This window comes from Pantoea sp. GM_Pan_4, assembly GCF_026541005.1.
In the GTDB taxonomy this organism is placed as follows: Bacteria; Pseudomonadota; Gammaproteobacteria; order Enterobacterales; family Enterobacteriaceae; genus Pantoea; species Pantoea dispersa.
This window is the reverse complement of sequence record NZ_JALNUZ010000001.1, coordinates 483,712-503,277: the sequence shown is the minus strand read 5'-3', so window position 1 is coordinate 503,277 and position 19,566 is coordinate 483,712. Positions and strand designations below refer to the sequence as shown.

The window sequence follows — 19,566 nt, the reverse complement described above, 5'->3', positions numbered from 1 at the left end:
GTTGCCGGAAGCAATGTGAAGGAAAGAGTATGTTAAGCATTAAAGATTTACAGGTTAGCGTTGAAGACAAAGAGATTTTGCGCGGTCTGAACCTTGAGGTTAAGCCGGGCGAAGTGCATGCCATCATGGGCCCGAACGGCTCCGGCAAGAGCACCCTGTCTGCCACGCTGGCCGGTCGTGAAGATTATGAAATCACCGGCGGTTCCGTGACCTTTAAAGGCAAAGACCTGCTGGAGCTGGAGCCGGAAGAGCGTGCCGGTGAAGGCATCTTCATGGCGTTTCAGTACCCGGTCGAGATCCCGGGCGTCAGCAACCAGTTTTTCCTGCAGACCTCAGTCAATGCGGTGCGTAAATACCGTGAGCAGGAAGAGCTGGACCGTTTCGACTTCCAGGACTTCATCGAAGACAAGATCAAGCTGCTGAAGATGCCGGAAGATCTGCTGACCCGTTCCGTCAACGTCGGCTTCTCCGGCGGTGAGAAGAAGCGTAACGACATCCTGCAGATGGCGGCGCTGGAGCCTGAGCTGTGCATCCTCGATGAAACCGACTCCGGCCTGGATATCGATGCGCTGAAAATTGTTGCAGAAGGCGTAAACAGCCTGCGCGACGGCAAGCGCTCATTCATCATCGTAACGCACTACCAGCGCATCCTGGATTACATCAAGCCAGATCACGTGCACGTGCTGTATCAGGGCAAAATCGTGAAGTCTGGCGACTTTACGCTGGTGAAACAGCTGGAGGAGCAAGGCTATGGCTGGCTTACCGACCAGGAGTGATAATGCGCTGCAGCAGTGGCATCACCTGTTTGAGTCACGCGGCGAACAGCGTTCGCTGCAGGCACAACAGCACTGGCAGCAACTGATGCGTGTCGGCCTGCCGACGCGCAAGCATGAAAACTGGAAATACACCGCGCTGGACAGCCTGCTGGCACAGCAGTTCGTGCAGGCGGACGCGCCAGGCGTGAGCGCTGAGCAGGTGGCTGCGCTGGCGCTGCCGCTGGACGCGATTTGCCTGGTGTTCGTCGACGGCCGCTTCCAGCCTGAGCTGAGCGCGCGTGACACCGGTCTGTTTGACGTGCAGCACAGCCGTGCCGCTGAGCGACGTCCGTTACCGGCCGCAGTACAGCCGGAGGTGTTCCTGCACCTGACGGAAAGTCTGGCGGAAGAGGTGACCTCGATTCGTCTGCCGCGCGGCAAAGCTGCAGCGCAGCCGCTCTATCTGCTGCACATTACCAGCGGCCAGGCGGATGCGCTCAACACGGTGCATCACCGTCACCATCTGGAGCTGGAGTCCGGCGCGGAAGCGCAGGTGATCGAGCATTACGTGACGCTGAATGGCAGCGCCCACTTCACCGGCGCGCGCTTTACCTTTGCGGTGGGCGACAATGCGCAGCTGAAGCATACCAAGCTGGCGTTTGAAGAGAGCAGCAGCTACCACTTTGCGCACAACGACATCGTGATTGGCCGTGACGCGCAGGTGAGCAGCACCAGCTTCCTGCTGGGTGCCGGTTTGTCGCGTCATAACACCAGCGTGCAGCTGAACGGTGAAAACACCCAGCTGTCGCTGAACAGCCTGGTGCTGCCGGTAGGCAGCGAAGTGGCGGATACGCGCAGCTATCTGGAGCACAACAAAGGCCACTGCCTGAGTCGCCAGCTGCACAAAACCATTTCGCGTGACAAAGGGCGCTCGGTGTTTAACGGCCACATCAAAGTGGCACAGCACGCGCTGAAAACTGACGGCCAGATGACCAACAACAACCTGTTGCTCGGTCGCCTGGCGGAAGTGGACACCAAGCCGCAGCTGGAAATCTACGCCGATGACGTCAAGTGCAGCCATGGCGCGACCATCGGTCGCATCGACGACGAGCAGATGTTCTATCTGCGCTCGCGCGGCATCGCCGAAGACGCGGCGCAGCAGATGATCATCCATGCTTTCGCCGCTGAACTGACGGAAGCGCTGGAAGATGACGCGCTGCGTCAGGTGGTACTGCAACGTATTACCGACCGTTTCCCGGGAGTTGAGTCATGAGTTTCGATCTCGAACGAGTCAGAGCGGAGTTTCCGATTCTGAGTCGTGAGGTCAACGGACATCCGCTGGCCTACCTTGACAGCGCGGCCAGCGCACAGCGCCCGCTCGCGGTGATCAACGCGGAAAGTCACTTCTATCAGCACGGCTATGCGGCCGTGCACCGTGGCATTCACTCGCTGAGCGCGCAGGCGACCAGCGACATGGAAAACGTGCGCGCCCAGGCGGCGCGTTTTCTGCATGCCGCCGCGCCGGAAGAGATTATCTTCGTGAAAGGCACCACCGAAGGCATCAATCTGGTGGCTAACAGCTGGGGCGGCAGTCAGCTGCAGCCGGGCGATAACCTGATTGTCACTGAGATGGAGCATCACGCCAACATCGTGCCATGGCAGATGGTGGCCCAGCGCACCGGCGCGGAAATCCGTGTGCTGCCACTTAACGACAACGGCGAGCTGGCGCTGGAACAGCTGGCGGGGCTGATCGACAGCCGTACGCGCCTGCTGGCCGTGACGCACGTTTCCAACGTGCTCGGCACGGTTAACCCGGTGAAAGCCATCGTGGCGCAGGCGAAAGCCGCGGGCGTGGTGACGCTGGTGGACGGTGCCCAGGCTGTGATGCACCACCCCGTTGACGTGCAGGATATCGGCTGCGATTTCTACGTGTTCTCCGGCCATAAAATCTATGGGCCGACCGGGATTGGCGTGCTGTACGCGCGTAAAGCGCTGCAGGAGATCATGCCGCCGTGGGAAGGCGGCGGTTCGATGATCGATCAGGTCATGCTGCCCACCGGCACCACCTGGAATGGCGCACCATGGCGCTTTGAGGCCGGCACGCCGAACACCGGCGGCATCATTGGTCTCGGCGCGGCGCTGACGTGGATCAGCGAACTCGGTCTGGAGACGATCCATCAGCGCGAGAGCCAGCTGATGCGTTACGCGCTGGACAAGCTGGCGTCGGTGCCAGACCTGGTTATTTACGGCCCGGCCGAGCGCAGCGGCGTGGTGGCGTTTAACCTCGGTAAGCACCACGCGTTTGACGTTGGCAGCTTCCTCGACCAGTACGGCATTGCTATCCGCACCGGCCACCATTGTGCCATGCCGCTGATGCGTCATTATGCGGTGCCCGCGATGTGTCGCGCCTCTTTCGCGCTCTACAACAGCGAAGAGGAAGCCGATCGCCTGGCGGCTGGCCTGACGCGCATTCATCGTCTGCTGGGCGGTTGAGCAGATTTCAGGAGTTATGCATGGCAAACCTGCCAGAAAAAGAGAAACTGGTGCGCAACTTCAATCGTTGCGCCAACTGGGAAGAGAAGTACCTCTACATCATTGAACTCGGGGCAAAATTACCAGAATCCTCTGAAAGCTTGCATCAGCCGCAATACGTCATTTCCGGCTGTCAGAGTCAGGTATGGATTCGCATGACCCCACAGGCAGATGGCACCATTGCTTTTGAAGGTGACAGCGATGCCGCCATCGTTAAGGGCTTGATTGCCGTGGTATTTAGCCTGTATCAGGGTCTGAAAGCGCCAGAGATTCTGGCACTGGATGTCGCCCACTGGTTTGGCGAACTGGCCCTGACGCAACACCTCACCCCTTCGCGTTCGCAGGGGCTGGAAGCGATGATTCGCGCGATCCGGCATAACGCACAGTCTCTCAGCTAAGTTACACTCTCCAGACCCCGGCCATGACCGGGGTCTGTTCCATCCGACAAAGAGAAAATTGCATGAAACCTGCGCTTCGTTTAGCCGGTGCATTGCTGTTGTCCTGTTTCGGACTGTCTGCACCTGCGTTTGCTACGGAATACCCCCTGCCAGCCGCTGATAGCCGTTTGATTGGCGAAAACACCCTGACCACCGTCCCGGATGACAAACGGCCGCTGGAGAGCATTGCCGCGCGTTATAAGATAGGCATGCTTGGCATGCTGGAAGCCAATCCGGGCGTCGATCCCTGGCTGCCGAAAGCCGGAACGCAGCTTACCGTGCCGCTGCAGATGCTGTTGCCGGATGCGCCGCGCGAAGGCATCGTGATCAACCTGGCCGAACTGCGCCTCTACTACTATCCCAAAGGGGAAAATCGCGTCGTGGTTTATCCGATCGGCATCGGCCAGTTGGGTGCCGCCACGCCGGCTATGGTGACGAGTATCAGCCAGAAAATCCCTAACCCCACCTGGACGCCCACCGTCAATATCCGCAAACGCTACGCCAAAGAGGGCATCACGCTGCCCGCGATGGTGCCTGCCGGGCCGGATAACCCGATGGGGCTGTTTGCGCTGCGTCTGGCGCGCGGCAGCGGCCAGTATCTGATTCACGGCACCAACGCCGACTTCGGCATCGGGATGCGCGTCAGCTCCGGCTGTATTCGTTTGCGTCCGGACGATATCGAAGCGCTGTTCAACAGCGTGCCGCAGGGTACGCGCGTACAGGTGATTAACCAGCCGATCAAATATGCCATCGAACCCGACGGCAAACGCTACATCGAGGTACACCAGCCGCTGTCACGTAATGAACAGGACGATCCGCAGACCATGCCAATTGCGCTGAGCGCGCCGCTGAAAGCTTTTATAAAGAGTGCGAAGAGCGACAGTGCGCTGATAAAGGCGGCGATTGAACGTCGTTCAGGCATGCCGGTGCTGGTGAGCAGTGGGGAACCGGTGAGTGAGGCGACGCCACTGCCGGCAGTGCTGCAGACGCAGAAGGGGGCAACAGGCGGTGCGCAAGCCACCATCAGTCAGGCGCAGGGCGAAGCCGCTGCGACACCGTGATTCAGGGCCAGCGGACGGCAGAATCCGGACAAAAAAAATGGTGCCACAAGGGCACCATTTTTCAAACCAGAACTCTTACTTACGGTAAGAGTGAGCCTGGTTGTCCAGACGCTGGTTAGCGCGAGCTGCGTCGTCTTTAGCAGCCTGAACGTCAGAACGGATTGCGTTCACGTCGTTGCTCAGCTGGTCAACTTTAGCGTTCAGAGTCTGAACGTCTGAAGACAGCTGGTCGATTTTAGCGTTGCTTGAGCAACCAGCCAGCAGAGTTGAACCCAGGATTACCGCGCCCAGTACCAGTTTAGTACGATTCATTATTTATACCCTCTAGATTGAGTTAATCTCCATGTAGCGTTACAAGTATTACACAAAGCTTTTTAAGTTGAGAATAAATTTTTGATGAGAACATGCTTAAATTTGATCGTTCGCTCAAAGAAGCAGCGTTTCGCAGAACATGATGAAAATATTTAGCGAAAACAGAGAGATTTAATCGGATTAACCTTAATTCTGCGGGATATTGAATAGTTATTATCGATTGGAATTTTCCGCTTTCTGTCTCATGCGCGGAATAAAAAAAAGCGCCCCGAAAGGCGCTCTTTTAAATAAACATCACCGGCTCGATCAGAGTACGTGCACCGACGCGGTGTTGGTGGTTCCGCTCGGTACCAGCGCACCCGAAACCATCACCACGACATCGCCTTTCTGCGCGTAGCCACTCTGCAGCGCCATCTCTTTGCCGATGCGGTAGAAATCATCGGTCGAGGCGATTTCGCTCACCAGACGCGTTTCAATCCCTTTGCTGAGGATCAGCTGACGCGCGGTGGTCTGGTTAGTGGTCAGGGCCAGAATGGTGGCATCCGGGAAGTATTTACGCACGGATTTAGCTGACTTACCGCCTTCGGTCGCCACCACAATCACCGGCGCTTCCAGTTTCTCAGCGGTCTCAACGGCGCCACGGCACACTGCTTCAGTGATACGCAGCTTGCGCGAATCCTGCAGGGAATCGATGCGCGATTTCATCACGCGATCGGTACGCTCGCAGATAGTCGCCATGATGGTGACCGACTCCAGCGGGTATTTACCCTTAGCGCTCTCACCGGACAGCATCACCGCGTCGGTACCGTCGAGGATGGCGTTGGCCACGTCGCCGGCTTCAGCACGGGTAGGGCGCGGGTTCTTGATCATCGAATCCAGCATCTGCGTCGCGGTGATCACCACTTTGCGCGCTTTATTACACTTCTTGATCATCATCTTCTGCGCGAAGATCACTTCTTCAACCGGGATTTCCACACCGAGGTCACCACGCGCGACCATGATGCCGTCAGAGGCTTCCAGGATCTCATCGAAGTTGTTCAGGCCTTCCTGGTTTTCGATCTTGGAGATGATCTGAATGTGCTCACCGCCGTGGGCTTTCAGGTGCTCACGGATTTCCAGCACGTCAGAACGTTTACGGATGAAGGAAGCCGCAACAAAATCCACGCCTTGCTCGCAGCCGAAGATCAGATCGCGCTTGTCTTTTTCCGCCAGTGCCGGCAGCTGAATGGACACGCCTGGCAGGTTGACGCCTTTGTTTTCGCCAAGGTCGCCATTGTTCAGCACTTTACACACCACGGTGTTTTCGGTGACTTCGGTGACTTCCATGCCGATCAGACCATCGTCGACCAGCACGGTGTTACCAATTTTCAGGTCTTCGGTGAAACCGGCGTAAGTAACGGCAACGCGCTCGCTGTTACCAATCACTGACTGATCGGTGGTGAAGGTGAAGGTCTGGCCAGCTTTCAGGGACACATCATTGCCACCGTCCAGTTTCATGGTACGGATTTCCGGGCCTTTGGTGTCCAGCAGAATCGCGGCCTGGCGACCGGTTTTTTCCATGACGGCACGCATGTTGGTGATGCGCTGACCATGTTCGGCATAATCCCCGTGAGAGAAGTTCAGGCGCATGACGTTCATGCCCGCTTCCAGCAGTTGAGTCAGCATCTCTTCGGATTCGGTTTTCGGACCGATAGTACAAACGATCTTGGTCTTTTTCATGTCAGATTTCTGTAAGTTGTGATGGATGATAAAGGTCGGGGTTCGATGCGCCTGGCACCGAAGTAAAAATCTGTTTGGTGTTGGTACGTTTGACACAGAAGTAAGAATAGGTGACGACGGCTAAGCGTGCAGAGAAGTTATGCGCCGGGCGGAGAGACCGTAGCGACGGCGTTGCGCAAATGATGTAAGTGGCTGGCATAGGCACGTTAGCGCTGAAACCTTTCAGGTGGAACAACGCGGCATAGTATAGTCGCTAAGTATGCGAAAACCAATATAAAAGCAGAGGGAGAAAACGGACTCAGATCAAGGAAAGGCGAGTTGCGCAAGGGAGATAACAGCAAAAGTGGTGCGCTCTAATGGACTCGAACCATCGACCCCCACCATGTCAAGGTGGTGCTCTAACCAACTGAGCTAAGAGCGCATTTCAGAAATCTGGTGCGTCCGAGTGGACTCGAACCACCGACCCCCACCATGTCAAGGTGGTGCTCTAACCAACTGAGCTACGGACGCACTTGGTGCGCTCTAATGGACTCGAACCATCGACCCCCACCATGTCAAGGTGGTGCTCTAACCAACTGAGCTAAGAGCGCAACACGCTGTCAGGGCGACAGCGGGGACGAATATTAACGGCAGGCCGTGATGCTGGCAAGCGGAAAAGTGATTTTTCCTGACGACTGACCAGCAACTGTGCTATGCGTCGTTTTTTTCGCCATTGCGGGCCAAATAAACGCCCGCTCAGCCACTTAGCGCGCGGCGCGTGCCACAATCACCTGCGCCGGTAAACGCTGCAGACGACGGATGCGCCAGATCATCATCACCGCCGCCGACGTCAGACCGACGATAAATCCGCACCAGAAACCGGCCGGCCCCAGCGGTGCCACCACCCAGTCGGTCAGCGCCAGCACGTAACCCACCGGCAGTCCCAGCACCCAGTAGGCGATCAGGGTAATAAAGAAGATCGAGCGCGTGTCCTTATAGCCGCGCAGGATACCGCTGCCGATCACCTGAATCGAATCCGAGAACTGGTAGATGGCCGCCAGCAGCATCAGCTGTGCCGCCAGGGTAATCACTTCCGGGTTAGCGGTATAGAGCGCGGCAATATCGTGGCGGAAGGTCACGGTAAACAGCGCGGTGATCGCCGCCATGGTGATACCCACGCCCTGACCGGTCCACGCGGCGATGCGGGCCTGTTCGGCCGAGCCCTGGCCCAGACGGTAGCCGACGCGAATGGTGGTGGCGACGCCGAGCGACAGCGGCAGCACAAACATCAGCGAGCTAAAGTTGAGCGCGATCTGATGACCAGCGACTTTCACAATGCCGAGCGGCGATACCAGCAGCGCCACCACGGCAAACAGCGTGACCTCGAAGAACAGCGCCAGCGCGACCGGTAATCCCAGCGTGAACAGGCGCGTCAGAATGGCGCGCGACGGTGGCGACCAGCGGCTATGCATGCGGATATCGCGCATGGCCGGCATGCGCTTCAGCCAGAAGCGCATCACCAGATACATCACCCAGTAAACCGACGCGGTGGCGACGCCACAGCCCACGCCGCCCAGCGCAGGCATACCGAAATGGCCGTAAATAAACACATAGTTCAGTGGAATGTTGGTCAGCAGGCCGAGGAAACCCAGCAGCATCGCCGGCTTGGTCTTCGACAGCCCTTCACACTGATTACGTGCCACCTGGAAAAACAGGTAGCCCGGTGCGCCCCACAGCAGCGCGTGCAGATAACCTTCTGCTTTGGCCGCCAGCTGAGGATCAATGTCATGCATGGTGTGAATCAGGTAGCCGGCGTTCCACAGCACCACCATAATCAGCAGCGCCACGCCCGCCGCCAGCCAGTAACCCTGGCGCACCTGTTCTGCGATGCGTTCGCGTCGCCCGGATCCGTTGAGTTGCGCAACGGTTGGCGTCAATGCCAGCAGCAGACCATGACCAAACAAAATGGCGGGAAGCCAGATAGAGGTGCCGACAGCAACGGCGGCCATATCCGTGGCGCTCACCGCACCGGCCATTATGGTATCCACAAATCCCATCGCGGTCTGTGCCACCTGAGCAAGGATGACCGGGATCGCGAGGGCCAGCAATTGACGCGCTTCTGTTAAATACTTCTGCACGTATCACCTGCGTAATTTAAGAAGAGAGCGGGGCGGAATCCCCAAAGAATGCGCGACCTAGTGTAGCGGTAGCCCGCACTTCCGCCAAACATTGATCGCATTTGGTTGCGCCATTTGTGTAAAGTTTGCGCGCCGGCAAATTAAACCTTGCGGCGCAAGCTGTGATAAACTGCCACAAACTTCGCAGAGGCTGAAATTATGTTTACCGGAATTGTGCAGGGCACGGCAGAAATTGTCGCCATTGAAGAAAAAGAGTTGTTCCGCACCCACACCGTGCGCTTGCCTGCTGAGCTGCTGCCCGGCCTGGCGCTGGGCGCCTCGGTAGCGCACAACGGGTGCTGCCTGACGGTGACCGCCATTGACGGCGATCGCGTCAGCTTCGATCTCATCAAAGAGACGCTGCGCATCACCAACCTCGGTGAATTACAGGTTGGCGACATCGTGAATATTGAGCGCGCCGCGAAATTCAGCGATGAAATTGGCGGACACCTGATGTCCGGCCATATTATGACCACCGCCGAAATCTGTAAAATTATCCAGTCAGAGAATAACCGCGAAGTGTGGTTTAAATTACAGGACGCTGAGCAGATCAAATATATTCTGCATAAAGGATTCGTCGGCATCGATGGTATCAGCCTGACAGTCGGTGATGTCACCAAAAGTAAGTTCTGCGTGCACCTGATCCCGGAAACGCTGGAGCGCACCACGCTGGGCGCGAAGAAGCTGGGGCACCGGGTCAATATCGAAATCGATCCGCATACCCAGGCGATTGTCGACACCGTTGAACGTGTGCTGGCGCAGCGTGATGCCGCGGCCGCGCTGGTGGCACAAACGCTGCCGGACGCGGAGTAATCGCGAATAAAAAAGGCGCGGTAAGCGCCTTTTGTCCTGACTCGGAAATCAACGCGCCACGCGCAAACCGCCTTCGGCGCCGCGGCTGAAAACTACCTGCCACAGCTGAATATCCCGCGCGCGAAACGCACCGGCGCAGGCGTTGAGGTAATAGCTGAACATCCGTTCGAAACGCTCGCCATACTTCTCTGCCAGCTGCGGCCATGCCGCCTGAAATCGCTCGTACCAGGCCATCAGCGTGGTGTCATAATCCGCGCCGAAGTTGTGCCAGTCTTCCATGATGAAGTGGGATTCGCTGGCATCGGCGATCTGCCGTACCGACGGTAAACAGCCGTTGGGGAAAATGTATTTATCGATCCACGGGTCGACGTTCATGTCGGTTCTGATCGCCCCAATGGTGTGCAGCAAAAACAGGCCTTCCGGTTTCAGGTTACGATCAACCACATCGAAGTAGGTGGCATAGTTTTTCGGCCCGACGTGTTCGAACATGCCCACCGATACGATGCGGTCAAACTGCTGGTTCAAATCACGGTAATCCTGCAGCAGAATGGTCACATCCAGACCGGCACAGCGCTGCTGCGCCATTTTCTGCTGCTCGGCAGAGATAGTCACGCCATGCACTTTCACCCCGTAATGACGCGCGGCGAATTCCGCCAGTCCGCCCCAGCCGCAGCCGATATCCAGTAGCGTCATGCCCGGCTCAAGCTGCAGCTTGCGGCAGATCATATCCAGCTTGTCCTGCTGTGCCTGCTCCAGCGTTTCCGCGCTTTTCCAGTAGCCGCAGGAGTACTGCATAAATGGATCGAGCATCAATGAAAACAGGTCGTTGCCAAGATCGTAGTGCTCTTTACCAACAATCCAGGCGCGTTTCTTTGACTGCAGATTGGTGAGGCGCGCCGCAGCAATGCGCAGCGTATCTTTAAAATGGTGCGGTAACTGCTTATCCAGATGATGTTTCAGCACGCGGTGGAAGAACATATCCAGACGTTCACACTCCCACCAGCCGTCCATGTAGCTTTCACCGAGGCCCAGCGATCCCTCCTGCAGGACCCGTTTGAAAAAATCCGCATGTCTGACCTGAATATCCCAGGGGCGTGTGCCGTTGATGTGAATGTCCGCCCGCTCCAGTAATTCATGGGCGATACGAAACCATTGGTTTTCTTCAAGGCTCACTTCTTCTATACACGATGAACTCATAGCTTCTCCATCACCTTTCCGATTTGAACCTGAGAAAAAGAATAGTCAAATTCCTCAGGCCTGTGAGAGAACTCACGGAAAATCCGTGCGCCAGATAGCCGACGTATTACAGAGGTATGAATCTGAATAGAAATGTCTGCCACAACTCCGGAGGTGAATATCGTGCAGACGCCATCCCAGCGACAGTGTCGCTAAAAAATACGCTCATTATGTTATTGATTTGTTGCAGAAATGCTGACCCACTGAGTATATGCTCACGCAGGTCAGTATTCAATGGCTTATCGTTAGTTTGCTAACGATAATCGTTGCCTTAGCAATTATCTTCGCAGGGACGGGAAGCGTGAGCAATATCACTTTGTGCGCTGGCGCTGCGCTGCCACAGGAAACCGGCCCAGGCGAGGATCACCGTGGCGACCATGACCAGCGTGGTATGTAACAGCGCCTGCTGCAGACCGGCGGAAACAATCAGGCTGGCGAGGAAGCATAAGCCCAGCTGCAGCAGATTCTGCAGGCCGGCCGCTTTGCCGGTGGCCTGCGGGAACGGGGCGAGGGCGCTGGACACCACAATCGGGTAAATCGCGCCATTGGCCAGCGCCATGCCGCAGAACGGCAGCAGCAGAGCCACCAGCGGCGGCGTGGTCATCAGCGCCACCGCAAACAGACCCAGAATGCTCAGACTGTAAATCATCAACAACCACGGCAGCAGCTGCGCACCCTGAAAGCGGTTCAGCAGGGCGCGACAGCCAAACCCGCCCAGCAGGAAGGCGATGGTCTGCGGAATATAGCTCAGGCCAATGTCCGCCGGGCTCAGACCCGCGGCGGCGAGGATAAACGGCGAGCCGGTCAGCCAGGCGAAGAAACTGGCGGAGCAGGCGGCATAAATCACTACGTTACCGCTGTAAATACGCGTCGCCAGCAGCGTCAGCCAGCTGGGCTGCGGCGTGCTTTCGTGGCGCGCACGCGGCGCGCTGGCCAGTTTCAGCGTGCCGAACAGCAGCACCAGCGTCACCAGCGTGAGCGCGAGGAAGATGGCGCGCCAGTGAAAATGGGCCATCAGCCAGGCACCCAGCAGCGGTGCCAGCGCCGGTGACAGCGCCACCAGCGGCATAATCGTGGCAAATACTTTGTTGGCTTTGGCCTGCGGATAGCGATCAACCACCAGCGCCTGCCAGCTCACCGCTGCGGCGCACACGCCTACCGCCTGCACAAAACGCAGCGCCAGCATCAGCCAGACGTTAGTCACCCACAGCATGGCAAGACAGCTCAGCGCAAACAGGCTCAGGCCCGCCAGCAGAATGGGTTTACGGCCGAAGCGGTCCGACAGCACGCCCCACAGCACCTGCGCACAGGCAAAGCCGCCCAGAAACAGGCTCAGGCTGGCGCTGATGGTGCCCGGTGCGGAAGCAAAGTCGCGCTGCATGGCGCCGAAGGCGGGTAAATACATATCGGTGGCCAGAAAGCCGAGCATGCTCAGCACGGCAAGGTAAGGCAGAAATCCTTTGGATGACAGCATGGTTTTTCTCATTCGGCAGGTTGAACGGCGGGGAGTGTAAAAGGGTGCAGCGGGCTTTGTGAAACGCTAATATTTGCAGGGTGCTGTTAAAATTTTTGATGGGAAAACTATGTGGTCGGAATATGCACTTGAGGTGGTGGACGCGGTAGCGCGCACCGGCAGTTTTAGCGCGGCGGCGCAGGAGCTGCACCGCGTGCCCTCTGCCATCAGCTATACCGTGCGCCAGCTGGAAGGCTGGCTGGCGGTACCGCTGTTTGAGCGGCAGCATCGCGAAGTGGTGCTGACGGCAGCAGGCGAGCATTTTGTGCGTGAAGGGCGTTCTGTTATCAAAAAAATGATGGCCACGCGCCGCCAGTGTCAGCAGCTGGCTAATGGCTGGCGCGGTCAGCTCAGTATCGCGGTAGATTGCATCGTCAAACCGCAGCGCACCCGCCAGCTGGTAAAGGATTTTTACCGCCATTTCCCCGATATGGAGCTGATCATCAGCTACGAAGTATTTAACGGCGTGTGGGACGCGCTGGCTGATGGTCGTGTCGATGTGGCGATTGGCGCCACCCAGGCCATTCCGGTCGGCGGCCGCTTCGCCTTTCAGGATATGGGCGCGCTCAACTGGCGCTGCGTGGTGAGTCCGCAGCATGCGCTGGCCCACAGTCCGCAGCTGGACGACGAAACCCTGCGCGCCTGGCCGTCGCTGGTGCTGGAAGATACGTCGCGCGCGCTGCCGCGCCGCATGACGTGGACGCTGGATAACCAGCGGCGGCTGGTGGTGCCGGAGTGGGAAACCGGGCTGGATTGCCTGCAGGCTGGATTGTGCGTGGGCATGGTGCCGGGGCACCTGGCGCGCCCGCTGCTGGACAGCGGCGCGCTGGTGGAGCTGGCGTTGCCGCAGCCGTTTCCGGACAGCCCGTGTTGCGTCAGCTGGTCTGAGCAGCGCGCGTCACCGGCGCTGGCGTGGTTACTGGAATATCTGGGCGATGCGGAGACGCTGAACCACGAGTGGCTCAGCGAGAAGGTGGCTTAACGGCGGTAATCGCGGAACGGGCCATCGGCCACGGAGCGGCGCTCAATCAGCGTGGGCTGCACTTCAATGGTCTGCGGCTCTTCGCGTTTGCTGGTGATGCGGTCCAGCAGCATCTCCAGTGCCTTTTCCCCCAGCTGCGCTTTCGGCTGGTGCACGGTTGTCAGCGCCGGGGTGAAGTAGCGCGCGTTACGCACATTGTCATAGCCAATTACCGAAATATCCTGCGGCACGCGCAGTCCCATCTCGTCGGCCGCGCAAATCGCGCCCATCGCCATGATATCGCCGCCGCAGAACACCGCCGTCGGGCGCTGTTTCTGGTTCAGGATCTGCTGCATTGCCTGATAACCTGACTCCGGTTCGAAGTCACCCTGCACAATCCACTCGGGACGGACGCTGATGCCCGCTTCCTGCATCGCCTGCAGAAAACCCGCATGACGGCCGCCACCGGTGTTGCGCTCCATCTGGCCAGGGATAGCACCGATATCGCGATGGCCGCGCTCAATCAGGTATCGCCCGGCGAGGTAACCGCCGTGGAACGCATTGTCCTGCACGGTATCGGTAAAGTCCCCGCGCGATTCGCCCCAGTCCATGACCACCATCGGGATATTGCGGTTCTCTTCCAGCATCTGCAGCAGATCGTCGGGATATTCGGAGCACATGACCAGCAGGCCATCGACGCGCTTTTGCGCCATCATCGACAGATAGGCGCGCTGTTTTTGCAGATCGTTATGCGCGTTGCCGAGAATCAGCGTGTAACCACGCTCAAAGCAGTGATTCTCCACGGCTTCAATAATTTCGGCGAAGTAGGGCGCTTCGCTGGAGGTCGCCAGCAGGCCCAGCGTCTTGGTGTGATTCACCTTCAGGCTGCGGGCCACCGCGCTCGGTGAATAGTGCAGCGCTTTAATCGCTTCCCATACGGCGTTACGCGTCTCTTCCGCGACAAAACGCGTTTTGTTGATGACATGCGAAACCGTGGTGGTTGAGACCCCGGCGCGTTTCGCCACATCTTTAATGGTTGCCATGAAAATGGTACTCCTGGGCTTATCGCAACTTACTGATAAGTATATTGTTAAACGTTTGCGTCTGCTAATGGTTTTGCGCCCTGAATATCAGGGCTAATCTGCTTAATCGGGCAGGGAAACATCCTTCAGCAGGCTGTCAATGCAGCATGCGCTAAATCTGTTGCGCAACGAAAGGCGGCGATTCTAGCAAGCCGGGGCGGATAACACGAGATTTTTGCCCATCACTGTGCGAAAATTATTTAACCATGCAAACTGTGTGACTAAGGAGTTGTGATGAGTACCGATTTGAAACTGGCATTGACCACCACCGCCGCTGCTCTGCTGATGATTATTGCCTTTAGCTTTACCGCCATTCTGCATTAATAAAAAAGCCGGTGCTGCTGAACAGCCACCGGCTTTTTTGTTGCGCAACGCTGAGGTTAGCGCACGGTTTTCGGCGTCATCATACGGCGCGCGCCAACGTAATGCTTCTGCCAGTAATCCTCGCCCAGCGCGCTAATCTGAATATCCTTCCCGGTGCGCGGAGACTGAATGAATTTACCATTGCCCAGATAAACCCCGACATGGTCGGCGGTGCCGCGGTTGTTGATGCGGAAGAACACCAGATCGCCTTTCTCCAGCATCTCACGCTTGATCGGCGCGGCGTCGCGCAGGTGATACATCTCATTGGCGGTGCGGGGAAATTTAAACTTCACCAGATCTTTGTAGGCGTACCACACTAAACCACTGCAGTCGAAACCGGTGTGCGGTGAGGTGCCTCCCCACTGATACGGTTTACCCAGCTGGCCCATCAGTTTCGTCATCGCGGTTTCACGTGCTTTTTGATAGCGCAGGCGGTGGGCCTTGCTCATTTTAATGCCGCTCAGCTGCTGCACTTCATCATCAACGGCAACGTCACGCGATTTCTTCGCCAGCCGCTGATGACCATATTTTTTCGCACTGAGCTTGAGTGAGGATTTGCGCTGCGTGGTGTGCTGAAGAGCCGTTTCGCTTTTCTGCTGTTTTTTCAGCCTGAACTTCTGCACCGACGTCAGGCGTGACTTTTTGCTGGTGGTTTTCACCGGGCGTCGTTTGCGACGCTCATCTTCACGCGCGTTCTTTTTCTCCGCTTTCTGCAAACTGGCATTAACCGGCGCATGCGGAGAAGCCGCCGCCACATTAAAGAACAGTTGGGCAAAAGCCAGTATGAAAAGCGTAATCAGTAAACGCATAGTCCGGTTACAGGTTAAGCCGTCGGCAGGAAGCCAGACCGCGGTAAAGTTAGAAAAATCTGATCGACGATCAGCACCAGGGCAATTCTAATCCACTTTTTTTGCAAAAGGTAAGGTCTTTTTCCATTAATCTGTCACAGTACTGAAAGTGGGGCAAAAATGAGCGATTTCAGCTGTTTAACCCAGCGGAATTATTGCTAATTATTAATTGATTAATGCTTATTAATGATATGAAAATGTTATTCGTGGCGCGCGAACTTAACAAACATGGCGATATGCGCCGGCTAAGGCAAAATCCCGTTTTCAGTCGCGGGGCGAAGTCGCTACAATAAACAAACACGAAGTGAAGGATTAAGGAAGGCAAAAATGAGTACTGTTGAAAAAATTCAGCGCCAGATCGCAGAAAACCCGATCCTGCTGTACATGAAAGGTTCGCCGAAACTGCCAAGCTGCGGTTTCTCTGCGCAGGCGGTACAGGCGCTGTCTGCCTGTGGTGAGCGCTTTGCGTACGTAGACATTCTGCAAAATCCGGATATCCGCGCTGAGTTACCGAAATACGCCAACTGGCCAACTTTCCCGCAGCTGTGGGTGGATGGCGAGCTGGTCGGCGGCTGTGACATCATCGTTGAGATGTTCCAGCGCGGCGAACTGCAACCGCTGATCAAAGAGACCGCTGAGAAGCACAAAGAAGCAGAATAAGAAAAAGGCCGACAGCAGTGTCGGCCTTTTTTTTTGACTGCGGTCTGATGGGCCTCAGGCCGAGGCATCGTCTTCGGCCGGCTCTTCACTCACCGCCAGCGGCCAGCCGCCGAGGCGTTTCCAGCGATTCACCAGTTCGCAAAATAGCGTGGCGGTCTGTTCGGTATCGTACAGTGCCGAGTGCGCCTGAGTGCTGTCAAAATCTATCCCCGCCGCTTTACAGGCCTTCGCCAGTACCGTTTGTCCCAGCACCAGCCCGCTCAGCGCGGCGGTGTCAAAGGTGGCGAACGGGTGGAATGGGTTACGCTTCATGCCGGTGCGCTCTGCTGCCGCCATCAGAAAATTATGATCAAAGGTGGCATTGTGCGCCACGATAATCGCCCGGTTACAGCCGCTGTCTTTGGTGCCTTTACGCACCATTTTGAAAATGGCGTGCAGCGCCTCATATTCACTCACCGCGCCGCGCAGCGGATTACTGGGGTCGATGCCGGTAAACGCCAGCGCTTCGGGATTGAGAATCGCCCCTTCGAACGGCTCCACGTGGAAATGCAGGGTTTCATCGCGGTGCAGCCAGCCATCCTCATCCATTTTTAACGTAGTGGCGGCGATTTCCAGCAGCGCATCGGTTTGCGCATTGAAACCGGCGGTTTCAACGTCAATCACCACAGGATAAAAACCACGGAAGCGTTGATGGAGAGCGTTTAAGGCGTTCGATTCAGACATCAGGATCTCATTGCAGGAAATGGGGCAGCGCGCATTATGGCAAAAATCGGCGCAGGGTGCAGTAGGAGAGGGAAGTCAGCCCGCAAATTAGCAGGCTGACTAACGGCATTAGTTGCCGAGGCCGTGACCGGCGTGTTTGTTTTCGATCAGCTCGATTTTGTAGCCGTCCGGATCTTCCACGAAAGCGATGATGGTGCTGCCGCCTTTTACCGGGCCGGCTTCACGTGTGACGTTACCGCCCGCCTGACGAATACGGTCGCAGGTTGCCGCGACATCATCCACGCCCAGCGCGATGTGGCCATAGGCATTGCCGAGGTCGTATTTATCCACCCCCCAGTTGTAGGTCAGCTCAATGACCGCACCTTCGCTCTCTTCGGTGTAACCCACGAAAGCCAGGGTGTATTTGTATTCGGTGTTTTCGCTCTGACGCAGCACGCGCATGCCCAGCACGCGGGTGTAAAAATCGATGGAGCGCTGCAGATCGCCAACGCGTAACATAGTGTGAAGTAAACGCATAACATCCTCTTTTCAAAAGTCATCAGGGAACCCGCTTAGTATAGCGAGGGAATGCCCTGAAGAAAGCACGCGGCCGCACATCCGCTGCGGCCGCGTTTGACTTACAGTGTCGGGTAGTCGGTGTAACCTTCCGCGCCGCCGCCGTAGAAGCTCTCCGGGCGCTGCGGGTTAAGCGGTGCATCCTGCTTCAGGCGCGCCACCAGATCCGGGTTGGCGATGAAGTCACGGCCAAAAGCCACCGCGTCAATCAGGCCACGCGCAATCAGATCGTCCGCTTTTTCCACGGTGTAGGCACCGGCACCGATAATCACGCCCGGGAAGGCGGCACGCACTTTCTGGCGGAACTCATCGGTGTAAGGCTTACCGCCCGCCCAGTCAGGCTCAGACAGGTGCAGGTAGGCGAGGCCGCGCTTGCCCAGTTCCCTGATGTACCACAGTGCCGCTTCTTCTTCATCCGGACCGTTTTCCAGATTCTGGAAGGCACCGATTGGCGAGATACGGATACCGATGCGATCGGCTGACCAGTTAGCAATTGCCGCATCGACCACTTCCAGCGCGAAACGGCCGCGCTTCTCAATCGAACCGCCGTATTCATCGGTACGCTGGTTAGAACCCGGTGCGAGGAACTGATGCATCAGATAGCCGTGCGCAGAGTGCAGTTCCAGCAGATCAAAATCGGCGTCGCGCGCATTGGCTGCCGCCTGGCCGAAATCTTTAACGATCTGCTGAATCTCTGCCACGCTCAGTTCACGCGGCATGGAGGTATCTTCACGGTATACGCTGCCGTCGGCGGCGCGCAGCGAGGTGCGGGTGCCAGCGGCGATCGCGGACGGTGCAACCGGCGCTTTGCCATCCGGCTGCACGCTATTATGCGAGATGCGGCCGGTGTGCCACAGCTGAACGGCGCTGTGACCGTGCGCGGCGTGAATGCCTTCGTTAATCATTTTCCACGCAGCAATTTGCTCTGCGGTGTGTAAACCCGGCGCACCGGCGTAGCCTTTCGCCTGGAACGAAACCTGGGTGGCTTCGGTAATGATCAGACCCGCGCTGGCGCGCTGCTGATAATACTCCGCCATCAGCGGGGTAGGAATATCGCCCGGTTCAATGCTGCGCAGACGCGTCAGCGGCGCCATAAATACACGGTTAGGTACGGTAATCGCGCCCACTTTCAGCGGGGTGAACAGCTGTTTACTCGCCATGATGACTCCTGTAATAGACCGGTCGTCTAGAAATTGCCGTTTTTAAAAATCAGCGGTGATTAAGCCACTGTTCGATGGTGTCGAGCGCCAGGCTAATCGGCCCGGGCTCACGTGAAATCTTGCTCTGCAGGCTGGCTCCCAGCCACAGCAGATAACAGCGTTGCGCCAGCTGCTGCGGGCTTTGCCCATAGGGCAGCGGCTGTTCGGCTGCAACCTCCGTCAGACAGCGTGCATAAGCCGCCGTGATGGCCGTAGCACCGCGCTGCAGCGCATCGCGCATCGGCTCTGACAGATCGCACACTTCGCCGGAAAGCTTAACGCCCAGACAGCCGACGATATGACCCTGCTCAATAAACAGCCGTTCCGCGTAGCGAAAATGCTGCAATAAGCGTTCGCGTGCAGTAACGCCGGGCTGGGTCAGCTGCTGTTCAACCTGCTGCTGATAGTTGACGAAATAGCGCTCCAGCAGCGCCACACCGAACGCTTCTTTTGAGCGGAAGTAGTGATAAAACGAGCCTTTCGGCACTTCCGCCAGCGCCAGCATTTCGCTCAATCCCATGCCGGTGAAACCGCGCTGCAGGCAGACCTGCTCGCCGGTGGCGAGCAGATGTTCACGGGTTTCGTTGCGTTGCACTGTCTTGTTCATGGCAGGCAGAGTATTAGACCAGTCGGTCTAATGC

The 19,566-nt window shown here is 57.3% G+C and carries 20 protein-coding genes and 3 tRNA genes; 9 read left to right on the top strand and 14 right to left on the bottom strand.

All coding sequences use genetic code 11. The annotated features are described in order from the left end of the window. Positions 1–29: 29 nt before the first annotated feature. From sufC to OXR61_RS02400, 5 genes are all read left to right on the top strand, one after another. Positions 30–776: a Fe-S cluster assembly ATPase SufC gene (gene sufC, locus OXR61_RS02420; protein WP_021506231.1), complete on the top strand. Its 747-nt coding sequence runs from the start codon at positions 30–32 to the stop codon at positions 774–776. Next, positions 751–2,028 (top strand): Fe-S cluster assembly protein SufD, encoded by a 1,278-nt coding sequence (sufD, locus tag OXR61_RS02415; RefSeq protein WP_021506230.1) that lies wholly within the window; start codon positions 751–753, stop codon positions 2,026–2,028. The genes sufC and sufD overlap by 26 nt, the downstream gene beginning before the upstream one ends. Then, on the top strand, positions 2,025–3,248 hold the full coding sequence (gene sufS / locus OXR61_RS02410; RefSeq protein WP_021506229.1) for a cysteine desulfurase SufS: 1,224 nt from the start codon (positions 2,025–2,027) through the stop codon (positions 3,246–3,248). Before sufD ends, sufS begins: the two co-directional genes overlap by 4 nt. 20 nt (positions 3,249–3,268) lie before the next feature. After that, on the top strand, positions 3,269–3,685 hold the full coding sequence (gene sufE, locus OXR61_RS02405; protein WP_021506228.1) for a cysteine desulfuration protein SufE: 417 nt from the start codon (positions 3,269–3,271) through the stop codon (positions 3,683–3,685). Between the two features lie 62 nt (positions 3,686–3,747). Further along, a complete protein-coding gene (locus OXR61_RS02400) occupies positions 3,748–4,785 on the top strand; it encodes a L,D-transpeptidase family protein (RefSeq protein WP_031279174.1) in 1,038 nt (345 codons plus the stop codon). A gap of 75 nt (positions 4,786–4,860) precedes the next feature. Here the strand turns inward: OXR61_RS02400 and OXR61_RS02395 are convergent, their stop codons facing one another. The 6 genes from OXR61_RS02395 to OXR61_RS02370 all read right to left on the bottom strand — a co-directional run bounded on the left by OXR61_RS02395 (position 4,861) and on the right by OXR61_RS02370 (position 8,933). After that, on the bottom strand, positions 4,861–5,097 hold the full coding sequence (locus OXR61_RS02395; RefSeq protein ID WP_007374746.1) for a major outer membrane lipoprotein: 237 nt from the start codon (positions 5,095–5,097) through the stop codon (positions 4,861–4,863). 306 nt (positions 5,098–5,403) lie between these two features. Then, positions 5,404–6,816, bottom strand: coding sequence for a pyruvate kinase PykF (pykF, locus tag OXR61_RS02390; RefSeq protein WP_021506226.1), 1,413 nt, complete (start codon positions 6,814–6,816; stop codon positions 5,404–5,406). A gap of 344 nt (positions 6,817–7,160) precedes the next feature. Then, positions 7,161–7,237: transfer RNA gene (locus tag OXR61_RS02385), tRNA-Val, on the bottom strand. Positions 7,238–7,249: 12 nt separating this feature from the next. Next, a tRNA-Val gene (locus OXR61_RS02380) sits at positions 7,250–7,326 on the bottom strand. 3 nt (positions 7,327–7,329) lie between these two features. Beyond that, positions 7,330–7,406, bottom strand: a tRNA-Val gene (locus OXR61_RS02375). 153 nt (positions 7,407–7,559) lie between these two features. Beyond that, complete coding sequence (locus OXR61_RS02370; protein WP_031279168.1) at positions 7,560–8,933, bottom strand: MATE family efflux transporter; 1,374 nt, start codon at positions 8,931–8,933, stop codon at positions 7,560–7,562. A 198-nt stretch (positions 8,934–9,131) separates the two neighbouring features. Between OXR61_RS02370 and OXR61_RS02365 the strand changes: the two genes are divergently transcribed. Continuing rightward, positions 9,132–9,785 carry a riboflavin synthase gene (locus OXR61_RS02365; RefSeq protein WP_021506224.1) on the top strand — a complete coding sequence of 218 codons (654 nt, stop codon included), beginning with the start codon at positions 9,132–9,134 and terminating at the stop codon, positions 9,783–9,785. A gap of 48 nt (positions 9,786–9,833) precedes the next feature. Here the strand turns inward: OXR61_RS02365 and cfa are convergent, their stop codons facing one another. Further along, entirely contained in the window at positions 9,834–10,982 is a 1,149-nt protein-coding gene (gene cfa, locus OXR61_RS02360) for a cyclopropane fatty acyl phospholipid synthase (protein WP_021506223.1), read from the bottom strand. Positions 10,983–11,292: 310 nt separating this feature from the next. Beyond that, complete coding sequence (gene punC / locus OXR61_RS02355) at positions 11,293–12,495, bottom strand: purine nucleoside transporter PunC (RefSeq protein ID WP_021506222.1); 1,203 nt, start codon at positions 12,493–12,495, stop codon at positions 11,293–11,295. A gap of 109 nt (positions 12,496–12,604) precedes the next feature. Between punC and punR the strand changes: the two genes are divergently transcribed. After that, positions 12,605–13,516, top strand: coding sequence for a DNA-binding transcriptional activator PunR (punR, locus tag OXR61_RS02350; RefSeq protein WP_021506221.1), 912 nt, complete (start codon positions 12,605–12,607; stop codon positions 13,514–13,516). Here punR and purR read toward each other — a convergent pair. Continuing rightward, the gene (gene purR, locus OXR61_RS02345; protein ID WP_021506220.1) at positions 13,513–14,538 is read right to left on the bottom strand and encodes an HTH-type transcriptional repressor PurR; all 1,026 of its coding nucleotides are present in this window, start codon (positions 14,536–14,538) and stop codon (positions 13,513–13,515) included. The two genes, punR and purR, sit on opposite strands and share 4 nt — an antisense overlap. A 273-nt stretch (positions 14,539–14,811) precedes the next feature. Here purR and OXR61_RS02340 point away from each other — a divergent pair, with 273 nt between their 5' ends. Continuing rightward, positions 14,812–14,901 carry a YnhF family membrane protein gene (locus tag OXR61_RS02340; protein WP_021506219.1) on the top strand — a complete coding sequence of 30 codons (90 nt, stop codon included), beginning with the start codon at positions 14,812–14,814 and terminating at the stop codon, positions 14,899–14,901. A gap of 56 nt (positions 14,902–14,957) precedes the next feature. Here OXR61_RS02340 and OXR61_RS02335 read toward each other — a convergent pair whose 3' ends face one another. Continuing rightward, entirely contained in the window at positions 14,958–15,749 is a 792-nt protein-coding gene (locus tag OXR61_RS02335) for a C40 family peptidase (protein ID WP_021506218.1), read from the bottom strand. 366 nt (positions 15,750–16,115) lie between these two features. Here OXR61_RS02335 and OXR61_RS02330 point away from each other — a divergent pair, with 366 nt between their 5' ends. After that, positions 16,116–16,448, top strand: a complete 333-nt coding sequence (locus OXR61_RS02330) for a Grx4 family monothiol glutaredoxin (RefSeq protein WP_021506217.1) — start codon at positions 16,116–16,118, stop codon at positions 16,446–16,448. Positions 16,449–16,502: 54 nt separating this feature from the next. Here OXR61_RS02330 and rnt read toward each other — a convergent pair whose 3' ends face one another. From rnt to OXR61_RS02310, 4 genes are all read right to left on the bottom strand, one after another. Further along, positions 16,503–17,171 carry a ribonuclease T gene (rnt, locus tag OXR61_RS02325; RefSeq protein WP_021506216.1) on the bottom strand — a complete coding sequence of 223 codons (669 nt, stop codon included), beginning with the start codon at positions 17,169–17,171 and terminating at the stop codon, positions 16,503–16,505. Positions 17,172–17,279: 108 nt separating this feature from the next. Then, positions 17,280–17,687, bottom strand: coding sequence for a lactoylglutathione lyase (gene gloA / locus OXR61_RS02320; RefSeq protein ID WP_021314698.1), 408 nt, complete (start codon positions 17,685–17,687; stop codon positions 17,280–17,282). Positions 17,688–17,788: 101 nt separating this feature from the next. After that, complete coding sequence (locus tag OXR61_RS02315; RefSeq protein WP_021506214.1) at positions 17,789–18,886, bottom strand: alkene reductase; 1,098 nt, start codon at positions 18,884–18,886, stop codon at positions 17,789–17,791. 49 nt (positions 18,887–18,935) lie between these two features. Further along, positions 18,936–19,532, bottom strand: coding sequence for a TetR/AcrR family transcriptional regulator (locus tag OXR61_RS02310; RefSeq protein WP_031279165.1), 597 nt, complete (start codon positions 19,530–19,532; stop codon positions 18,936–18,938). Between the last annotated feature and the right edge of the window lie 34 nt (positions 19,533–19,566).

Bases quoted from the DNA above. Each gene is read 5' to 3' on its own strand.
- OXR61_RS02310 (WP_031279165.1), bottom strand. From the start codon at position 19,532: ATGAACAAGACAGTGCAACGCAACGAAACCCGTGAACATCTGCTCGCC.
- OXR61_RS02400 (WP_031279174.1), top strand. From the start codon at position 3,748: ATGAAACCTGCGCTTCGTTTAGCCGGTGCATTGCTGTTGTCCTGTTTC.
- sufE (WP_021506228.1), top strand. From the start codon at position 3,269: ATGGCAAACCTGCCAGAAAAAGAGAAACTGGTGCGCAACTTCAATCGT.
- cfa (WP_021506223.1), bottom strand. From the start codon at position 10,982: ATGAGTTCATCGTGTATAGAAGAAGTGAGCCTTGAAGAAAACCAATGG.
- purR (WP_021506220.1), bottom strand. From the start codon at position 14,538: ATGGCAACCATTAAAGATGTGGCGAAACGCGCCGGGGTCTCAACCACC.
- gloA (WP_021314698.1), bottom strand. From the start codon at position 17,687: ATGCGTTTACTTCACACTATGTTACGCGTTGGCGATCTGCAGCGCTCC.
- sufC (WP_021506231.1), top strand. From the start codon at position 30: ATGTTAAGCATTAAAGATTTACAGGTTAGCGTTGAAGACAAAGAGATT.
- OXR61_RS02395 (WP_007374746.1), bottom strand. From the start codon at position 5,097: ATGAATCGTACTAAACTGGTACTGGGCGCGGTAATCCTGGGTTCAACT.
- OXR61_RS02365 (WP_021506224.1), top strand. From the start codon at position 9,132: ATGTTTACCGGAATTGTGCAGGGCACGGCAGAAATTGTCGCCATTGAA.
- OXR61_RS02315 (WP_021506214.1), bottom strand. From the start codon at position 18,886: ATGGCGAGTAAACAGCTGTTCACCCCGCTGAAAGTGGGCGCGATTACC.
- pykF (WP_021506226.1), bottom strand. From the start codon at position 6,816: ATGAAAAAGACCAAGATCGTTTGTACTATCGGTCCGAAAACCGAATCC.
- OXR61_RS02330 (WP_021506217.1), top strand. From the start codon at position 16,116: ATGAGTACTGTTGAAAAAATTCAGCGCCAGATCGCAGAAAACCCGATC.
- sufD (WP_021506230.1), top strand. From the start codon at position 751: ATGGCTGGCTTACCGACCAGGAGTGATAATGCGCTGCAGCAGTGGCAT.
- rnt (WP_021506216.1), bottom strand. From the start codon at position 17,171: ATGTCTGAATCGAACGCCTTAAACGCTCTCCATCAACGCTTCCGTGGT.
- punR (WP_021506221.1), top strand. From the start codon at position 12,605: ATGTGGTCGGAATATGCACTTGAGGTGGTGGACGCGGTAGCGCGCACC.
- punC (WP_021506222.1), bottom strand. From the start codon at position 12,495: ATGCTGTCATCCAAAGGATTTCTGCCTTACCTTGCCGTGCTGAGCATG.
- OXR61_RS02335 (WP_021506218.1), bottom strand. From the start codon at position 15,749: ATGCGTTTACTGATTACGCTTTTCATACTGGCTTTTGCCCAACTGTTC.
- sufS (WP_021506229.1), top strand. From the start codon at position 2,025: ATGAGTTTCGATCTCGAACGAGTCAGAGCGGAGTTTCCGATTCTGAGT.
- OXR61_RS02340 (WP_021506219.1), top strand. From the start codon at position 14,812: ATGAGTACCGATTTGAAACTGGCATTGACCACCACCGCCGCTGCTCTG.